Annotated in this window: 15 protein-coding genes and 1 tRNA gene; 9 read left to right on the forward strand and 7 right to left on the reverse strand. The window is 54.8% G+C overall.

Annotation, left to right across the window (positions count from 1 at the left end; all coding sequences use genetic code 11):
* Positions 1-21 precede the first annotated feature (21 nt).
* Positions 22-675 carry a ribonuclease D gene (locus FKW31_RS08945; RefSeq protein WP_035354091.1) on the reverse strand — a complete coding sequence of 218 codons (654 nt, stop codon included), beginning with the start codon at positions 673-675 and terminating at the stop codon, positions 22-24.
* A 205-nt stretch (positions 676-880) separates the two neighbouring features.
* On the opposite strand from FKW31_RS08945, the gene rlmB reads away from it, so the two are divergent.
* Positions 881-1,723, forward strand: a complete 843-nt coding sequence (gene rlmB, locus FKW31_RS08950) for a 23S rRNA (guanosine(2251)-2'-O)-methyltransferase RlmB (protein ID WP_150178359.1) — start codon at positions 881-883, stop codon at positions 1,721-1,723.
* On the opposite strand, the gene FKW31_RS08955 is transcribed toward rlmB, so the two are convergent.
* Positions 1,657-3,009: a cytosine permease gene (locus tag FKW31_RS08955; RefSeq protein WP_150178360.1), complete on the reverse strand. Its 1,353-nt coding sequence runs from the start codon at positions 3,007-3,009 to the stop codon at positions 1,657-1,659. The genes rlmB and FKW31_RS08955 overlap by 67 nt on opposite strands.
* A gap of 50 nt (positions 3,010-3,059) precedes the next feature.
* The gene (locus tag FKW31_RS08960; RefSeq protein WP_162870721.1) at positions 3,060-3,878 is read right to left on the reverse strand and encodes an SDR family oxidoreductase; all 819 of its coding nucleotides are present in this window, start codon (positions 3,876-3,878) and stop codon (positions 3,060-3,062) included.
* A 99-nt stretch (positions 3,879-3,977) separates the two neighbouring features.
* Here FKW31_RS08960 and gmk point away from each other — a divergent pair, with 99 nt between their 5' ends.
* The 4 genes from gmk to FKW31_RS08980 all read left to right on the forward strand — a co-directional run bounded on the left by gmk (position 3,978) and on the right by FKW31_RS08980 (position 8,826).
* Positions 3,978-4,631, forward strand: a complete 654-nt coding sequence (gene gmk / locus FKW31_RS08965; RefSeq protein WP_006116313.1) for a guanylate kinase — start codon at positions 3,978-3,980, stop codon at positions 4,629-4,631.
* Positions 4,632-4,636: 5 nt separating this feature from the next.
* Positions 4,637-6,070 (forward strand): D-glycero-beta-D-manno-heptose-7-phosphate kinase, encoded by a 1,434-nt coding sequence (gene rfaE1, locus FKW31_RS08970; protein ID WP_150178361.1) that lies wholly within the window; start codon positions 4,637-4,639, stop codon positions 6,068-6,070.
* The gene (locus FKW31_RS08975; RefSeq protein WP_150178362.1) at positions 6,067-7,251 is read left to right on the forward strand and encodes an AGE family epimerase/isomerase; all 1,185 of its coding nucleotides are present in this window, start codon (positions 6,067-6,069) and stop codon (positions 7,249-7,251) included. Before rfaE1 ends, FKW31_RS08975 begins: the two co-directional genes overlap by 4 nt.
* Positions 7,252-7,323: 72 nt before the next feature.
* Positions 7,324-8,826, forward strand: a complete 1,503-nt coding sequence (locus FKW31_RS08980) for a replicative DNA helicase (RefSeq protein WP_035354090.1) — start codon at positions 7,324-7,326, stop codon at positions 8,824-8,826.
* A gap of 211 nt (positions 8,827-9,037) precedes the next feature.
* Here FKW31_RS08980 and FKW31_RS08985 read toward each other — a convergent pair whose 3' ends face one another.
* From FKW31_RS08985 to FKW31_RS08995, 4 genes are all read right to left on the reverse strand, one after another.
* The gene (locus tag FKW31_RS08985; protein ID WP_150178363.1) at positions 9,038-11,455 is read right to left on the reverse strand and encodes a mechanosensitive ion channel domain-containing protein; all 2,418 of its coding nucleotides are present in this window, start codon (positions 11,453-11,455) and stop codon (positions 9,038-9,040) included.
* Positions 11,456-11,686: 231 nt separating this feature from the next.
* Positions 11,687-11,836 carry a hypothetical protein gene (locus FKW31_RS16055; RefSeq protein ID WP_003629136.1) on the reverse strand — a complete coding sequence of 50 codons (150 nt, stop codon included), beginning with the start codon at positions 11,834-11,836 and terminating at the stop codon, positions 11,687-11,689.
* Between the two features lie 88 nt (positions 11,837-11,924).
* Entirely contained in the window at positions 11,925-12,713 is a 789-nt protein-coding gene (locus tag FKW31_RS08990; protein ID WP_006116305.1) for an ABC transporter ATP-binding protein, read from the reverse strand.
* Entirely contained in the window at positions 12,710-13,495 is a 786-nt protein-coding gene (locus FKW31_RS08995) for an ABC transporter permease (RefSeq protein ID WP_003629138.1), read from the reverse strand. The genes FKW31_RS08990 and FKW31_RS08995 overlap by 4 nt, the downstream gene beginning before the upstream one ends.
* 207 nt (positions 13,496-13,702) lie before the next feature.
* On the opposite strand from FKW31_RS08995, the gene FKW31_RS09000 reads away from it, so the two are divergent.
* The 4 genes from FKW31_RS09000 to FKW31_RS09015 all read left to right on the forward strand — a co-directional run bounded on the left by FKW31_RS09000 (position 13,703) and on the right by FKW31_RS09015 (position 16,929).
* Positions 13,703-14,734, forward strand: a complete 1,032-nt coding sequence (locus FKW31_RS09000; RefSeq protein ID WP_089178714.1) for a hypothetical protein — start codon at positions 13,703-13,705, stop codon at positions 14,732-14,734.
* An 84-nt stretch (positions 14,735-14,818) separates the two neighbouring features.
* The gene (gene radA / locus FKW31_RS09005) at positions 14,819-16,210 is read left to right on the forward strand and encodes a DNA repair protein RadA (RefSeq protein ID WP_150178364.1); all 1,392 of its coding nucleotides are present in this window, start codon (positions 14,819-14,821) and stop codon (positions 16,208-16,210) included.
* 54 nt (positions 16,211-16,264) lie between these two features.
* Positions 16,265-16,338: transfer RNA gene (locus FKW31_RS09010), tRNA-Gly, on the forward strand.
* 318 nt (positions 16,339-16,656) lie between these two features.
* Positions 16,657-16,929: a hypothetical protein gene (locus FKW31_RS09015; protein WP_035354085.1), complete on the forward strand. Its 273-nt coding sequence runs from the start codon at positions 16,657-16,659 to the stop codon at positions 16,927-16,929.
* Positions 16,930-17,468 lie beyond the last annotated feature (539 nt).

Raw genomic sequence — 17,468 nt, forward strand, 5'->3', positions numbered from 1 at the left:
AAGGAATGCAGGAGCGCGTGCTTACGCGCGGTGAGAGAAAATATCCGGGTCTTCATAGCCCAGCAGATCCAGACGTGCGCGGGCGGGCAGGAAGTCATAGCATGCCTGTGCCAGTTCCCGCCGGCCTTCACGGTCCAGCAGGGCGGACATTTTATCCCACAATGCGTGCAGATACAGCACATCAGATGCAGCATAAGCCAACTGTTCGGGCTTAAGTTCCAGCGCGCCCCAGTCTGATGTCTGCTGCTGTTTGCTGAGTTCTACGCCCAGCATATCCCGGCACAGGGCGGCAAGGCCGTGGCGGTCTGTAAAGGTGCGCACAAGGCGGGCGGCAATTTTGGTGCACACCACCGGGCTTACGGTAATGCCCAGCGCGTGCTGCAGGATGGCAACGTCAAACCGTGCAAAATGCATGATCTTGGTAATGGAGGGATCAGCCATCACACGCTTGAGGTTGGGGCAATCATACCCTTTGCCCCCAAGGGAGGTGGGGATGATCTGTACCAGATGCGCTGTGCCATCACCGGCAGAAAGCTGCACAAGGCACAGTCTATCCCGATGCGGGTTCAGGCCCATTGTTTCCGTATCCACGGCCACGGACCCGGTAAAGGTCACGTTGTCTGGAAGATCGTTCCGGTGCAGTGTAATGGCACCTTCGGATGGGGCAGAGGTCATAACCCGCTCCTGCGTGTTCTGTTGCTGTATGCTGTTGTGTTTCAGACCGATACAGCCGGCGTGATGGAATGTCCATTCCTGCACGCTGTGTATGGCGCTGTTATGGCGGGGCCGCACATTTATATGCGGGATAGGCGCAGGCAGGCGGAATGCGCTAGAAGGGCCTTATCTGTTACACTCTATAATAACCCGGAACTGTGTGTTTATGCGTCAACCTCGTCATGGCCGTTCTGTGCGGCGCCCTCGTGTTTCTTCTGCTGGTGGGCGGGAAGGCGCGCCTTCGGCTCCGGCGGGCACATGCTGGCTGTTTGGCACGCACGCAGTGGCCGCCGCCCTTAATAATCCGCGCCGTGTATATGAACGCCTGCTGGTAACGGAAGAAAACCACCCGGCATTGGAAGAAGCCACACGTTCTGGCCGAAATGTGCGCGTAACCCCGGAACTGGTGCAACGCCAACGGCTGGATGATCTGTTAGGGCCAGATGCGGTGCATCAGGGTGTGGCGCTGCTGGCACGTATATTGCCCCCCATGCCGCTGGATGAAGCGCTGGAACGCCCTGGCCCGGTGCTGGTGCTGGATCAGGTAACAGACCCACGCAACATTGGGGCTATTTTACGCTCGGCTGCGGCATTTGGTGCGGCCTGCCTTGTGGTGCAGGACAGAAACGCGCCCGAAGAAACGGCAGTGCTGGCCAAGGCCGCATCTGGCGCGTTGGAAACTGTGCCTATGGTGCGTGAGGTCAACCTCTCCCGCGCGATTGAGCAGTTGCAAAAAGCGGGCTGCTGGACGGTAGGGCTGGATGCAGGCGGCACCACGCTGGATGGCGCAAGTTTTGATGGCCGCCGCGTGGCCTTGGTGTTGGGGGCGGAAGGCAAGGGCCTGCGCCGCCTAACGCGGGAAAGCTGTGATGAAATTGCCGGGCTTTACATGCCCGGAGAAATGGAAAGCCTGAACGTATCTGTAGCGGCCGCTGTGGGGCTTTATGAGTTGATGCGCCGTGGCATGCCCAGCGCGTACCAAAAAGCCGCAGCAAAAAAGCCAACGTAATAGCCAATATCGGCCCCGCCCAGCCAGCGCGCTACGGGGCCGGTGTAAAGGCTGCTGGTTGAAAACAGCGCAATGGTTAGCACGGATACAACGGCAAAAATAGTAGCTCCACGTGTCCAACCCGGTGGAATGGGGTGCACTGTGCGGTCTCCAAAATACCAATCTGCCAGCACAATGCCGATCCACGGGGCAATCCAGTACATGGTTACCAGCAGGTAATCTGTATAAAGCGTGGTGTAACGGCCTGCACCGGCCACAGCCAGCACATAACCAAGGCTGGCTGTAAGAATGGCTGCGGCAATACGTGGTACATGCAGGCCAGCGGAAATAAGACTGTAGCTGGCAGTATTATCGTTAAACGAATTGCCGGTAATGGATGAAAGCGCGATAGCCCCAAGAGCCACAGCCCCAAGTGGCCCCATAGCCTGCTGGAGCGAGGCAATAACCGCTGTGGGGGATGCCTCCGCCACAGACCCGGCAGAAATAAGCCCCAGAATCTGGAACGGAATGGCAGAACCCAAAAGCCCTGCCAGCGCCAGCAACACCACCTTTTTGGGGCTGGTATTGGCGGGCAGATACCGCGTGTAATCTGAGGAATACGAAGCCCAGGACAAATTGAAGCTGACCAACACGCCAGTTGCCAACAAAAAGGTGGAAAAACTGACGGCATGATGCGCCGCCAGAGGAGCCTGCCCTTTTATGGCAAACACAACGCCAATAAGCGTAAACACCACGAGCAGCACTGTGCCCAGATATTTCTGCAAGGCCTGCACCACATGGTGCCCGTAAATGGAAGCCACCATCTGAATACTGGCCAGTATGCCCAAAGCCAGCCAGAACGGCATGGAAAGCCCAGCCAACAGCAGCAGCGCCATAAGTGCTGTAGCGGCGGGCACGTTATTAACCGCATCCCACCCCACGCAATAAATCCAGTTTAGAAATGCCGGAGGGCGCAGGCCTTTTTGCCCCAAGGCCCGGCGAGAAGCCTCCATTTGTGTTAGCCCGGTTTTGGGGCCAATAGCGGCGGCAAGGGCCACAGGTAATGCGCCAATAATGTTGCCAACAATAATGGCGGCCACACCTGTACGAAAGTCCAGCCCCATGCCCGTAAGCAATGCCCCGGTTACCCAGCCGCCGGGGCCAAGATTGGGGGAAAAATGGCTCCAGAATACCCGGTCGGTCGGCATGGTTTTTAGCGGCGCCGGAACGGGTTCTCTTACGGATGCGGCGGAAAGATCCTCCATCAGGCCACCAGTTTGGGGGGCTGAAGGGGGTGTCTGTATCATGGGTAGCGTATCCTGTGGCGTGGGGCTGTGGCGGGGGTGGCGCTACAGTATCATGAAAGATCAGGTTCGGGCATGGACCCTGCGGCCCCTGTAGGCTGATTGTTGTAATAGAACTCTGCCACCCGGATGGGGAGCAGATCCATAAAGCGGGAGCCCGCCACCAGCCATAGCGGAAAAGTAATGCGCCGCTCATTCCGGCTCAGCCCACGCAAAATGCGGCGGCACGCACTGTTAACATCTGTAAGACCCGGCATGGGAAAGGCGTTTTTGGCCACCATAGGGGTATCTAAAAACCCGCACACAACAGAGCTTAATAAGATACCAGCCTTTTTGGCATCACCACCCGTGGCCACCATAAACCTGTCCACTGCCGCTTTGGCTGCGGAATAAGAGGGCGTGCCGGGATAAGATACCACGCCCGCAACGGAAGAAATGGCGCAAATACGCCCGCGCATGCCATCGGCTCCGCGCGGTTGATGCTGCATGACATCCAGCGCAGGCAGCACGGTGTTGAGCACGCCTATCATGTCTGTTTCAAAAATACGATAAACCTGTGCCGCGGGTTCATACGGTGCGCCATCGGGCGTTTGCGGTTTGCGGGTGCCGCCCGTTATGCCTGCACAGGCCAAAACCAGATCCAGCCCATTTGTGCTGCGGATCCATGTCTCCATTTCTGCACGGTTTGCCACATCACCAATATGCAAATGCACGGAGGCCCCTCGGCTAATGCAGGCTTTGGCGGTTTCTTTCAGCCGTTGTACGTTGCGGCCGCCCAGATAAAGGGTGCGCCCAGGCCGGGCCAGCGTTTGGGCCAGTGTTTGCCCAAGGCCGGAGGATGCGCCAGTAATCAGAACGGTATCATGCTTCATCTTACAGATCGGCCTTTGCTTATGGTGGTTATGGCATAGCATGGCGGCTTCTGGCATGAAGGCGCAAGACGGATAGACAGAACACGCAGGGAAGGCAGCATGGCGCACAACGCACAGAGTCACCATAACGGAGCAGAACAGCGGCGCGGTGTGTGCCTGGTTATTTCTGCGCCATCTGGGGCGGGTAAGTCCACCATTGCCAATGCACTGCGTGCTTCGGAGCCTGCGCTCAAGCATTCAGTTTCCGTTACCACCCGCCAGCCAAGGCCGGGGGAAAAGGAAGGCGTGCATTACCACTTCCGCACCATGGAAAATTTTGAGCACATGGCCGCCAACGGGGAACTGCTGGAATGGGCTACCGTGTTTGGCCGTGGGTACGGCACCCCCCGTGCGCCGGTGGAAGCCGCATTGGCCGCCGGGCACGATATGGTGTTTGACATAGACTGGCAGGGCCACCAGCAAATCCGCCGCGCACTGCCCGATGATGTGGTGAGCCTGTTTGTGCTGCCGCCATCGTTAGAGGAACTGGAACGCCGCTTGCGTGGCCGGGCATCAGACCACCCGGATGAAATTGCCCGCCGCATGGCCGCCGCGCGGGATGAAATCTCGCATTGGCAGGAGTTTGATCACGTTATTATCAATACGGATCTGGATCGTGCCATTACAGAAGCGCGCGCTGTGTTGGTGGCGGCACGCTTGCAAACCCGCAGGCGCACAGGGCTTTTAGATTTTGTTGCCAGTTTTGGAGCCTGAACAGCATGGATTTTTCTGCCATTACCGTGCTGTGCTTGGGTGATGTCATGCTGGACCGTTTTTTATACGGCAGCATGGATCGTATTTCGCCCGAAGCCCCGGTGCCTGTGTTGTTGCTCGATTCCCGGCGAGAAATGCCCGGAGGGGCCGGTAATGTGGCCAGCAACATTATCTCGCTTGGGGGGCGGGCCATTCTGGTGGGGCTGAGCGGTCAGGATGAGGCCGGAGCCTGCCTGCGCACCACGTTGGCGGAAAAAAAACGGCTGGTGGATGCTACAGTGCAAAGTGCGGCCCGGCCTACAATTTGCAAAACGCGCTTTATTGCCGCGCATCAGCAGGTTGTGCGGGTGGATGAAGAAAGCCACGCGCCAATGGCGGAACCCGAGCAAGAAGCCCTGTGCCGCCAGATTGATGCACATATCGGGGGCTGTCAGGCAGTGGTGGTGTCTGATTACGGTAAAGGTGTGTGCAGCCCAATCGTGCTGTCTCATCTGTTCCGTGTGGCGCGGCAAGCTGGCGTGCCTGTTTTTGTAGATCCCAAATCCACCGATTACACACTTTACAAAGGTGCCACCTGCATTACCCCCAACGCCAAGGAGCTGGCCGCAGCCTCTGGCATGCCGGTGGATACCGCAGCGCACGTAGAGGCCGCCGCCAGCAAGGTGATGGCGCAGGCCGATGCGCAGGGTATTTTGGCCACTCGTTCTGAAAAAGGCATGATGCTGGTACGGCGCGAGGGCGAGGTGCTGGCGGTGCCTGCCCGTGCGCGGGAAGTGTTTGATGTTTCCGGCGCGGGAGATACCGTTATTGCCACTATGGCGTTGGCTGTTGGTGCGGGTATGTCGTTCGAGCAAGGCATGCGCGTTGCCAATGCGGCGGCTGGCGTGGTGGTGGGCAAGCTGGGCACGGCCACGGCTGATATTCAGGAAGTTCTGCACGAGCTGGAAGAACAATCCGGCCCGGATGAAGTGCCCCACCTGATGCCATTAGGGGTCGCTTGCGCACAGGTGGCGCGCTGGCAGGCACGCGGCCTGCGTGTGGGTTTTACCAACGGATGTTTTGATATCATCCATCCCGGCCATATCAGCTTGCTGGCAGAAGCCCGGAGCGCGTGTGACAGGCTGGTGGTGGCGTTGAACACAGATGCCAGCGTCCGCCGCCTGAAAGGTGAAACACGGCCTGTTAATTCACTGGAATCTCGCGCGGCTGTTATGGCGGCTATCCGTTATGTAGATGCCGTGGTGGCGTTTGATGAAGATACGCCGCTGGAGCTTATCCGCGCCCTTATGCCAGATGTGCTGGTAAAAGGGGCGGATTACCGGCCCGAACAGGTTGTGGGGGCGGATATTGTGCAGGCCGCAGGGGGCAAGCTGGTACTGGCCAATTTGCAGCAAGGGCATTCCACCACATCTACAATCGGGCGGATTCGCAAGGCATGACAGTGCATGACCTGCTCGGCGCAGAAAATCTGCCGCTTATTGCCGTGCGCAATCGCTTTGCGCGTTGGCTGTTTGATGATGCCTTGCCTTTCTGGGCCAGCACAGGGTGCGATGGCACGCCCCAAAACCCGGCGGCCTTGGGGGCGCAGGAGTGTCTGACCTTACAGGGCACGCCAGCCTTGCCGCCATACAAGCGTGTAAGGGTGCAGGCGCGGCAGCTTTTTGTGTTTTCTTGGGCTGCGTTAAAAGGCTGGCAGCCAGCGGCGCAACGGGCGGAAAGTCTTTTCAGGTTTCTGCTCAATGCCCATAGGCCAGATGGCGGATGGGTTAAGCTTCTGGCGCGTGATGGCGCGGTGCTGGCTGACAGTGCAGATTTGTACGATATCGCTTTCGTGCTGTTTGCACTGGCATGGTATGGCCGGGTGGAACGCACAGGCCGGGCAGTAGAATTGGCGCGGCAAACGCTTGCGTGGCTGGGGCAGGCTATGGCGCTGCCAAACGGCGGGTTTATGAATGCCCTGCCTGCCGATAGTGCATGGCGGCAGCAAAACCCCCATATGCACTTGCTGGAAGCTGTTCTTGCCCTGCATGAAACCACAGGTGATGCCGCAGATCTGGCGCAGGCCCATGCGTTATATGCGCTATTCAGCCAATACTTTATGGATGAACGCACCGGCACATTGGGCGAATATTTTGGGCCAGACTGGCAACCCGCCACAGGGCCAGAAGGCCAGTGGTGCGAGCCGGGGCATCATTTTGAATGGGTTTGGCTGTTGCAGGCTTATGCCCGCCAAAGTGGTGTAGATACTACCGCGCAGGCCGCACGCTTATACCATTTTGCACATCAATATGGTGTAGATACCCAAACAGCATTGGTGCGCGATGCCGTTGCGCGGAACGGGCAGGTGCTTAAACCCACCTTCCGCCTTTGGGTGCAAGGCGAGGCCTTGCGTGGTGCGCTGTGCCATGATCCGCAGGATCAAGCAGGTTGGGCTACGCGCATGGCCACTAATCTGCTTGATCGGTATTTTACGGGCTGCCCCACGGGCACATGGCTGGATCAACTGGACGCACAGGGCGTGCCTGCCGTTACGCAAATACCAAGTAGCTCGCTTTATCATATTGTAACGGCGTATGATGCGTTAGATCAGGCAGCACGGGCCTACGTGCCATCGGCCTAAAAAACGCTGTGCGGAAATGTGCGTGTAAGCAGGACGTAGCAGCGCGAATCTGATACAAGCAGTGTTGTGAGCATGACAACAACAGATACCCCCAGCCAGAAGGACGAAAGCCTTCTGGCCCTTACCCTTCGGCAGCCCCCGGCCAATGTGGAGGCCGAACAGGCGCTGCTTGGCGCGTTGCTGACCAACAACCGCGCCTATGATCGTGTTTCGGACTTTTTGGCCGGTGAGCATTTTGCCAACCGCGTGAATGGCCAGATTTATGAAGCCATTGCCCGGCGCATAGAAAACGGCCAGTTGGCAGACCCTGTTACCATGCGGGCCGAGCTGGAGCATTCCGGCATTTTGGCCAGTGTGGGCGGTATGGCCTATATGGCCAAGCTGCTGTCCTCTATGGTCGGGATTATCAATGCCGGGGATTACGGCCGCACCATTCATGATGCATGGATCCGCCGCCAGCTCATTGATATTGGTGAAAACGTGGTGAACAGCGCGTTTGGCACCACCATGGGCCTTTCCGGGCAGGATCAGATTGAGGCAGGGGAAGAAGCCCTGTTCAAACTGGCAACGGAAAAAGGCAATGAAGGGGATTTTGTTTCCTTCAACAAGGCGCTGAGCGGGGCCATTTCTGTTGCAGCCCAAGCCTTCCAGAATGAAGGCCACGTTACAGGCCTGACATCTGGCTTGCGCGATCTGGATAAAAAAACAGGTGGGCTGCATCCATCGGACTTGCTGATTCTGGCCGGGCGTCCTGCTATGGGGAAAACGGCGCTGGCAACTAAAATGGCCTTTTCCGCCGCACGCGCCATTATGGATGATGCTGAGGAAACAGGAGAAAAGCCCAAAGGGGCGGTGGCTATTTTCTCGCTCGAAATGTCGGCAGAGCAGTTGGCCACCCGTATTTTGTCTGAACAGGCGGAGGTTTCGGGCGAGCGTATCCGCCGTGGTGATATTGGGCAGAAGGAGTTTGACCGCTTTGTGCGTGTCAGCCACGAACTGGCCCGTCTGCCGTTGGTGATTGATGATACGCCAGCTATTTCCCTTTCCGCCATGCGCACACGCTGCCGTAGGTTAAAGCGTACGCAGGGCCTGTGCCTTGTGGTGGTGGATTACCTCCAGCTTATGCGGCCATCTGTTGGCACCCGCCCAGAAAGCCGTGTGTTGGAAATTTCCATGATCACGCAGGGGCTTAAAGCCATTGCCAAGGAACTGGAAGTGCCAGTTATTGCGCTTTCCCAGCTTTCCCGTCAGGTGGAAAGCCGAGAAGACAAGCGGCCCATGCTGTCGGATTTGCGTGAATCCGGATCTATTGAGCAGGACGCCGATGCGGTGATGTTTGTGTACCGTGATGAATATTACCTGCAACAGCGTATGCCCAAGGAAACAGCTTTTGAATCTATGGAGAAATACTCCGTGGCGATGGATGAATGGCAGCGCAAGATGAGCTTGGTGCACAACAAAGCCGAGCTTATTTTGGAAAAGCAGCGTCATGGCCCCACGGGCACCATCAATCTGTTTTTCGAAGGCGAATACACGCGCTTTGCAGATTTGGATACCATTCATCAGGATCATTAAACCTGTTAAAAAGGCCCCGCATGCTGGGGCCTTTTTAGTAAAAACTTTCTAATATCCACGTAACTTTAAAAAGTTCTCACGCTTGTTGTGTGGTGGCGTATGTGCCACTGCACGAACGTAGAGATATATTGCGCCAGCGTTTTTCCTAAAACACAACGTGGCAGGGTTTCTGCGGGCCATACAGGTGGCCCGCAGGAATAGAGTGGCCTTGTTAAACGGTTATCAGGTTTTGCCGCACCGTAACCGGGATCTTGTTTTCCTGAAACGCCTTCCAGATTTCAAAAAGAGCAGCACTGCGCACAACTTTTATGTCTGTGCCATTTGCGGCCTTGGCAGATCCAATCAGCAGGGCAGAGCCATCAGATACAGAAGACATGCTGACACTTGGCTGCACGCTTTCATCCACATCCTTGCACGCGGCCAGAGTGCGAGCCATGACATCCATGGCTTTATCCAGATCAGATGCAAATGGCAGGTTGAGTTCTATGGTAAACACACCGGGCTTTTGTGCCCGTGTAGCGTTTTTAACCGCCGAGGTAATAAACTGCGAGTTAGGGACAATCATGGTGGATTTGTCCTCTAGCCGGATATCGGTAGAGCGTACGCTAATGCGTTCCACCGTGCCGGTAACGCCCGCAATAGTAACAACATCCCCAATGGAAACCGGGCGTTCGGCCATAAGGATAATGCCCGAAACAAAGTTTTGCACAATGGATTGCAAGCCAAAGCCAATGCCCACAGAAAGCGCGCTAACAACCCATGTCATGCTTTTAACGGTAACGCCCAGCACCGCCAGCATGCTAAGGCCAACTAAAATCCATGCTGCATAGCTTAGAATACTCAGGATAGAGGCCTGCGCTCCGATATCCAACCGTGTAGTGGGGAAAAACCTTTGCTTGAACCAAGATTTTAAAATGTTGATGGTGTAATAGCCCACCACCGGCAACACAGCGCACAGCAAAATGGCATCCAGAGAGATGTGGGAACCATCTGTGCTGGCCTGACCATGAAACAGCCAGTAAAGCTGGTGCCATATCTGCTGTGGGTCAAACCCATCGCCGCTGGTGGCAACGGCATAAGCCACGGCCAATAACAGCACATTTACAATACCGGGCACCACCACACACATCTGGTTTACAAGCCGTGGGGGCAGGCCCAGTTCTACCAAATGCCGCCCCAAAGGTGCACTGGCCGGAAAAAGCGTGCTGGCCATAGCCGTAACCAAAAGAGAAAGCAGCAAAAGGCCCGTCATGCTGATAGCCATCATGCTTATCCATGAGATGATGGTATAAGCCAGCGGAATGTAGCCAGAAAAAACAGCCAACCAGCAGATAATGGAAATGCCCATAGCCAGACTGATTAAAAACTGAGTGCGGGAAGGTTGGCTGAGGGCATCTTCTGTTTGATCGGAAATGCGCAATTCCCGCGGAATGGCAAATAGCAGGGGGCTTACAGCCAACACATACAGGCCATCCATCAATTGTACGGACAGCATGGAAATGCCGCTTTGCGTATCAATATAACGCAGGAACCCGCGCATAATAAGCGCGCCAGCCAACCAGAGCGGAAACAGCCGTAAATTACGCGCAATGGCGTCCGATATCGGAAAGATACGCCATTCCGGATGGCGCGAAAGCAGGCAAAACCCCAGTTCAATCACAAGCCCGCAAAGCGGAAACTGCGCGCCCATCATACTGCCAAGCGTGCTTAAATCTTCATCCAGCGCAGAGTTATCAAAGGCTAGAACGCTCCACACCATCTGAAAGGAAAAGCCCCAAGCCAGCAGGCTGAGCACACCACAAATAAGAGTTGCAATAATGGGGCGGATACGCCCCGCAGGCAAAAAACGCACTACCACCCGGCGGATAATCCCGTGTGAGAAAAACCACCCCACCAGAAGCAAGGCGGAAAGTGCTATGCCACCCAGAGAAATAAAAATGCGCTTGCCAGCAAAAGCTACCCCCAGCACCCCAAGGGCTTCACCCCCTAGAGCGCTGAACCGTGTGGTGTCTGCATGGAAATGGCTGGTAAACTGAGACCAGAAGTTGACCCCAAGCGGTGAAGGAAAGCGCTGCCATAAGGTGGCTTGCTGTATGGCAGTGCCATGTTGGCGCAGTTCACTTACAAGCTGTTGGGCTTCTACCTGATACAGCTTAAGCCGCGTCATGCGGGAATTGATATCCTGCTGCTTTTTGAGCAGAAGCGTGCGCTGCTCGGTAATGGAGGCCGGTTCTGCGGGGTCATCCTTGCCCGGTGGTTTGCCCAGAATATCCAGAAAGTTCTGATAAACCGCCTGATAGGGTTTTAGGCGGGCTTGCAGGGTATCTGTTTGCGTGGCCACAGCATTGGCGCGGCGCAGCAGGGTGGCAAGCTCTGTTGTGCTTTGGCCGTTGCTTCTTTCCTGCTGGCTGCTTTGGTAAATGGCGCTTATTTCTGTGCCAATACTTTCCAGCGTGCTGTTACTAACAATATCCGCAGTATTGGTAATAAGGGTTGTTGGGGCCGGTGCTGTAACTGGTGCATTTTCTGTATCTGCTGCCAGAAGGGGGGAACTGGTGCCAAAAAGCACGGCACCCTGCGTGAGTACAAAGCACGATAGAAAAAAAGAACAGAACCGCTTCAAACGCATCAGAAAACCTTGTGTTTCAGGTGTCTGGAAAAAATAACCCTTATGTCCGTAACGTAGCGGCGCAAGAGGGGGTTGCGCCACTTTTAAGCAAGCAGCGTGGTGTTATAAGGAGAGTATGTGCAAGTTTCTGTTTTGTGCAGGCAGCATATATGCTGTGCACATTCCAACAGGCAAACCCCTGCCATCAGCAGCGGTAGGGGTGAAAATTAACTTATCGGAAAAGCGGTGGGGTTAGTCGTCATCACCAGTTTTCAGGTGATCATGATACCCGTATTTTTCCCACTGAGCGGCTGTGGTCAGATGCTTTGGTTCGCTGGAGCTGAACATGCCACAGGCGGATAGTCCCAAGGTGCAGGCTAGCAGCAGAACCGCGCGTTTCATCTTACCGAATATCCCTTACCCGTTTTGTCTGCTTTTTCTATCTCATTGCAGGGCAGCGCGGGCAAGTGGAGATTGCAGCCAAGTATGATTAACGCCGCAATTCCATGCTGATGGGCCCTTCACGCCGCCCGTGTGTGAACTGATCTACATACGGGTTGCCGCTGTTCATGAGGGAAGATGCCGCGCCCTGCCAGATCAACTTGCCTTTGTAGAGCATGGCGGCTTCATCCCCAATGCGTTGGGCAGAGGCCATATCATGCGTAATGGCAATGGCGGTGGAGCCCAGTTTTTTCACGCAATCTACAATCAGCCCATCAATGACCGCGCCCATAATGGGGTCTAGCCCAGTGGTGGGTTCATCAAAAAACAGAATATTTGGCTGGGCGGCAATGGCGCGGGCCAGGCCCACCCGCTTTTGCATGCCGCCAGAAAGTTCGGAGGGGTATAAATCCCCTACAGAAGGATCAAGCCCCACCTGCGCCAGAATGGTGCCTGCATGGTTGCGGGCATTCTTGCGGGTGATCTTATGCAGGGCCAGTAGCCCGAAGGTAACGTTTTCCCATACGGTCAAACTGTCAAACAGCGCGGCGTTCTGGAAGAGCATGCCAATTTCGCTGCGCAGTTTTTCACGCCGTTTTTCCGGAGCGGCCAGAACGTTTTCGCCATCAATTTCAATAATGCCGGAATCTGGCGTAATCAGCCCCAGAATACAGCGCAGCAGCACGGATTTGCCCGAGCCAGATCCGCCGATAACAACAAAGGATGTGCCTTGCGCAACATCCATGGAAACACCATCCAACACCTTTTTGGTGCCGAAGGATTTGTGCAGGTCTCGAATACGGATTTTAGGCGTGGTGCCTGTCATGGTCTGGCTCATTGTGAAAAGAACAGGTCTGTCAGCAGGTAATCAAAGGCCAGCAGCATGATGGAGGCCGCCACCACCGCGGCTGTTGTGGCAGAGCCCACACCTTCTGCCCCGCCTTTGCTGTTGTAGCCGTAATAGCAGCCCATCAGCGCAATAAGGAACCCAAACAGCGCCGCTTTTACCAACCCCACCGTGACATCAATGGCCTTAAGAGAGTTGAGCGTGGCTGTAATGTAAGCAGGGGCAGAAAAGCCCAGCTTCACCACCGCTACAGTAAAGCCACCCGCAACGCCCAGTATGTCTGCCACCAACACCAGCAGGGGCAGGGCAATCAGCCCGGCCAGCAGACGTGGGGCAACCAGATACTTCATGGGGTTGGTGGAAAGGGTTGTAAGCGCGTCTATCTGGTCTGTTACGCGCATGGTGCCAATTTGGGCAGCCATGGCGGCACCTACGCGGCCTGCTACCATAAGGCCCGCCAGCACAGGCCCCAGTTCACGCGTAACGGCCAGCACCACAATACCGGCAATGGCGCTTTGGGCGTGGTATTGTGCAAACCCGGTATAGGATTGCAGCGCAATTACCCCGCCAGAAAATAGCGCCGTAAGGGCTACAACAGGCAGAGAGAAAAAGCCCGTTTCTAAAAAAGTGGATAAAAATACCCGGCCGTAAAACGGGGGGCGCACAATGTGCGAAAGCCCAGAAGCCGCAAACAGGGCCAAAGCCCCCGCCGCGCGAATAAGGGAAAGTGTAGCGCGGCCAAGGCGGGCCACAAGATCAAGCACCATGTCCATGAGTGTGGACTGTCCGTTCCTGCTGAAGTGTGAAAAGGCAGTTCCAGAGCCGTAACCTGTGCGGGCGGGTTCGTCAAAGCATCGTTGTGTGGTGGGGCTGGGGGATGGTGGTCTTGCAATAATAAATATTTGTTTAAATTTATGAACAGAGGTGGCAAACACCCCCCTGCCATTTTGCACAATGGCACTCTATAGGGGTGTTCAATTATGGATGATGTTTCCCGTTCTGTTTTTGTATTTGGGTCTCCTTGCACCACCAATTACGGCAAGGTTGTCTTTCTGCCCGATGGGCAGCTTTACGGGTATCGGCACGAAAACGAACATACATGGCGTATGGATGGAGAGGAGCTGTGCCTGCTGAATATGCAGGGGCAGGTGAGCAGCCGGTATCATCGAACGGGAAACGGGTGGGCTGGCACAGTAGAAGGCCGCAGATACCCCCTGTATCTTAACACCCTGATAACAACAAACACGTGTGAAACACCGGGCCTGCCGCCCGTTATGGTTAACACCATTCCCAAGGCAGGCACGTATTATGTGGAAGCTGCGTTAAAGGCGGCAGGCTGTCCTTCCCACCGCCTGCATCTGGGTGGAGAGGATGTGGTGGATGATTACCGTGGCCTGCCGGATGAACGTGTGCACATTATGCCCGAAAGCGTGCGGCTGTATTGCCCGCTGGATCTGGTAACAGCCACGCTGCAAGGTGGGCACGTTGTGGCGCATTGTGATTTTCAGCACGTAATAGACCATGTGCGCAGCCAAGGCGTTGTGGTGCTTTCTGTTGTGCGGAACCTGCGTGATATCATGAAAAGCATGTTCCGCTTTTTGCTATACATGATCCCGCCTGAGCCAGATGATTTTCTGGGCCAATTCTGGCGTGAGCAGGAAGGCGATGCCCGCGTGGCGGCCTTTTTAGCTGTAGAGCATGAACGTGGGCTGGAGCATGTGCGCCAGATGGCCCGCATGATGCTTGCTGATACATCACCCCAAAGTATTGTGCTGCGTTATGAAAGCCTGAAGCAGGGTGATTTGCAGCCGCATAATATTGAAAAATTGCAGGCCATCAATCCAGAGTTCACGCAGCGCCTGTCTGCCGCGTTTGTGCAGACATATGGTGCACGCACCCCAACATTTTCGGGCAAGGTTCGGCAGCAGCCAGACCCGTGGTGTGATGTGTTTGAAGCGTATTTCCATAAATCCGGCATGGCCGATCTGAACGCGCAATTGGGCTACGCATAAAAAACAGTTTCCGCGAGCCCTTGAGTTTGTTCCCGTTTTATTCCACATCAAGGGCATGAACTGGATAGCACAAGAGCTTGCCTGATGGCTAAAAAACCTTCCCGCACCTATGTTTGCACCAACTGTGGCGCTGTACATGCCAAATGGGCAGGGCAGTGCGATGCCTGCGGTGAATGGAACACGCTGGAAGAAATGGCTGTAGAACCCTTGGCCGCATCCTCTGCCGCAGTGCGTAGCGGCAAGGGGCGGCGCGTGGCGCTACAGGCGCTGGAAGGGGAGATCAAACTTCCACCGCGCACCCAAACAGGTATTGCAGAGCTTGATCGGGTTTTAGGCGGTGGCCTTGTGCCTGCCTCTGTTGTGCTTGTGGGGGGAGACCCCGGCATAGGCAAATCCACCCTGCTGCTTCAGGCCGCCAGCAAACTGGCAGGCAAGGGCGAGCGAGTGCTGTATATTTCTGGTGAAGAAGCGGTAGATCAGATCCGCCTGCGGGCGCAACGCTTAGGTGTGGCCGGGGCCAAGCTGGATCTGGCAGCATCTATTAACGTGGCAGATATTGTGGCCACGCTGGAAGCCGAACCCGATGTCCGGGCGGTGGTGATTGATTCTATCCAAACCATGTGGCTGGAAACCATAGATAGCGCACCGGGCACGGTCTCTCAGGTGCGGGCCTGTGCGTTTGAGCTGATACGCGCGGCCAAGCGCCGGGGTTTCAGCCTTATTCTGGTGGGGCATGTCACCAAGGAAGGTGCGCTGGCAGGCCCGCGTGTGTTGGAGCACATGGTAGATGCCGTGATGTATTTTGAAGGCGATAGAGGCCACCAGTTTCGTATTTTACGTGCGGCCAAAAACCGCTACGGCGCAACAGATGAAATTGGCGTGTTTGCCATGACAGACCGCGGGCTGGAGGAAGTCAGCAACCCATCTGCTCTGTTTCTGGCCGAACGGCGGGGCAATATTGCTGGGTCTGCCGTGTTTGCCGGGCTAGAGGGCACGCGCCCCGTTTTGTTGGAAGTGCAGGCGCTACTGGCCCCTAAAAGCGGAGATGGCGCACCACGCCGCGCCGTGGTGGGGTGGGATACAGGCCGCCTTTCTATGTTGCTGGCTGTGCTGGAAACACGCTGCGGGCTCAAACTTTCTGGTATGGACGTGTATCTGAACGTAGCTGGGGGTTTGAAAGTGGCGGAACCTGCGGCAGATCTGGCCGTGGCAGCGGCTCTGGTTTCTGCCGCCAGCGGCGTGCCCACCAGCCCTGGAGAGGTTTATTTTGGCGAGGTAGGTCTTTCTGGCGAAGTGCGGCAGGTGGCGCAGGCTGATGCCCGTTTGAAGGAAGCCGCCAAGCTGGGGTTCGACCGTGCCGTGCTGCCCCGGCGCATTGCACGCGGTAATACGCGCTCTCGGCCGCCGGAGGGGCTGCATCTGCGCGAAATCGGCCATATTTCCGATCTGGTGAGCGCGGAAATGGAAGCCGAGTGAAACTGACACGTTGCTTTTTGTAAGATGTATCGATATAGTGCGCGCCATAAAGATGCGGATGTAGTTCAATGGTAGAACGGCAGCTTCCCAAGCTGCATACGAGGGTTCGATTCCCTTCATCCGCTCCAACTTCCCGAAAACAAATAAATCAATAAATTGCGAGCCTCAGCTAGTAGCACGATATACCGTGCTGGTGGGTGGTCAGCCGTTGTTCTTCCAATGGATATGAGAAGGTACTTATTTCGCAAAATATGTTCTCTACACAAGATAAATCCTGAACAAGGAACTCTTTTGGGTTCCTTTTTTGTGGCGATATGGCTGCGCGGAGCTGCTTACGATTACTGCTTTTTAAAGAGCAGATATACGGAGAATGCACAGTACTCGTGTTGAAAATAAACAAATAAAAAATACATTCTGTTACAGTTTTGTTAAACGAGGAGAGAGAAATGAAAAAGACACTTTATATGTGTGTCGCTGTTCTTGGCCTCGGGTTTGTACAGAGTGCTTCTGCAGCCACATGGGATGGTGGTGTCTCAAGACATGTTGAGGTCAAAAACCCGGATCAGCCCGATACAACCAAAGGCGGTGTATGGGATGGTGGGGCAGCCAAGAAGGTAAAGGTGGAAGACCCGGATACGCCGGATACCACCAAAGGTGGTGTGTGGGATGGCGGTATATCTGAACACGTGCCCGTAAAATACCCAAGCATGCCGCAGTAATGTGGGAATGCCCTGTTTTAATGTTGGTGTCATGCGGCCATAAAACATTGGAACAGGGCATGGCTTCTTTGCTCTTCCAGAATGACCAAGTGTTTGCGGCATGGGAATGTGTAAAGCGTTACTTGTTCCGATTTTTGGTGTGAGAGCAATATATATGTATCATATTATTTAAAGTTTTTTACTAAATAAGAAAATCAATATAAATATATAAAAATATATTCATGAAAATAACTGCAATTCTCAAATTTTTAATATAGTATATATGGTTCTTTCTTTTTAATACAAAGAATTATACATATCGCGCATAGAATCAAACCACACTAAGAAAGCAGATGTGTGCTCAAGCGCATGTACATTGTGCATGTGGCAAGATAATTTTTTATGAAATTATTGTTTCACATCCGATATGGTAAGCATTCTTTGTTTTGGAATACATGAAAGAAATACAAAATACTCTTTTTATTATTTAACAATACATCTTGATTATACAAAATATAGAAGTAAAAAAGATTCAGATTTTTTTATTATAATCTCTTGAA

This window comes from Acetobacter sp. DmW_136, from assembly GCF_008690365.1.
GTDB lineage: Bacteria > Pseudomonadota > Alphaproteobacteria > Acetobacterales > Acetobacteraceae > Acetobacter > Acetobacter oryzifermentans.

Excerpts from the sequence above, each read along its gene's own strand:
- FKW31_RS08945 (WP_035354091.1), bottom strand. The coding sequence starts at position 675 with ATGACCTCTGCCCCATCCGAAGGTGCCATTACACTGCACCGGAACGAT.
- rlmB (WP_150178359.1), top strand. The coding sequence starts at position 881 with ATGCGTCAACCTCGTCATGGCCGTTCTGTGCGGCGCCCTCGTGTTTCT.
- FKW31_RS08955 (WP_150178360.1), bottom strand. The coding sequence starts at position 3,009 with ATGATACAGACACCCCCTTCAGCCCCCCAAACTGGTGGCCTGATGGAG.
- FKW31_RS08960 (WP_162870721.1), bottom strand. The coding sequence starts at position 3,878 with ATGAAGCATGATACCGTTCTGATTACTGGCGCATCCTCCGGCCTTGGG.
- gmk (WP_006116313.1), top strand. The coding sequence starts at position 3,978 with ATGGCGCACAACGCACAGAGTCACCATAACGGAGCAGAACAGCGGCGC.
- rfaE1 (WP_150178361.1), top strand. The coding sequence starts at position 4,637 with ATGGATTTTTCTGCCATTACCGTGCTGTGCTTGGGTGATGTCATGCTG.
- FKW31_RS08975 (WP_150178362.1), top strand. The coding sequence starts at position 6,067 with ATGACAGTGCATGACCTGCTCGGCGCAGAAAATCTGCCGCTTATTGCC.
- FKW31_RS08980 (WP_035354090.1), top strand. The coding sequence starts at position 7,324 with ATGACAACAACAGATACCCCCAGCCAGAAGGACGAAAGCCTTCTGGCC.
- FKW31_RS08985 (WP_150178363.1), bottom strand. The coding sequence starts at position 11,455 with ATGCGTTTGAAGCGGTTCTGTTCTTTTTTTCTATCGTGCTTTGTACTC.
- FKW31_RS16055 (WP_003629136.1), bottom strand. The coding sequence starts at position 11,836 with ATGAAACGCGCGGTTCTGCTGCTAGCCTGCACCTTGGGACTATCCGCC.
- FKW31_RS08990 (WP_006116305.1), bottom strand. The coding sequence starts at position 12,713 with ATGAGCCAGACCATGACAGGCACCACGCCTAAAATCCGTATTCGAGAC.
- FKW31_RS08995 (WP_003629138.1), bottom strand. The coding sequence starts at position 13,495 with ATGGACATGGTGCTTGATCTTGTGGCCCGCCTTGGCCGCGCTACACTT.
- FKW31_RS09000 (WP_089178714.1), top strand. The coding sequence starts at position 13,703 with ATGGATGATGTTTCCCGTTCTGTTTTTGTATTTGGGTCTCCTTGCACC.
- radA (WP_150178364.1), top strand. The coding sequence starts at position 14,819 with ATGGCTAAAAAACCTTCCCGCACCTATGTTTGCACCAACTGTGGCGCT.
- FKW31_RS09015 (WP_035354085.1), top strand. The coding sequence starts at position 16,657 with ATGAAAAAGACACTTTATATGTGTGTCGCTGTTCTTGGCCTCGGGTTT.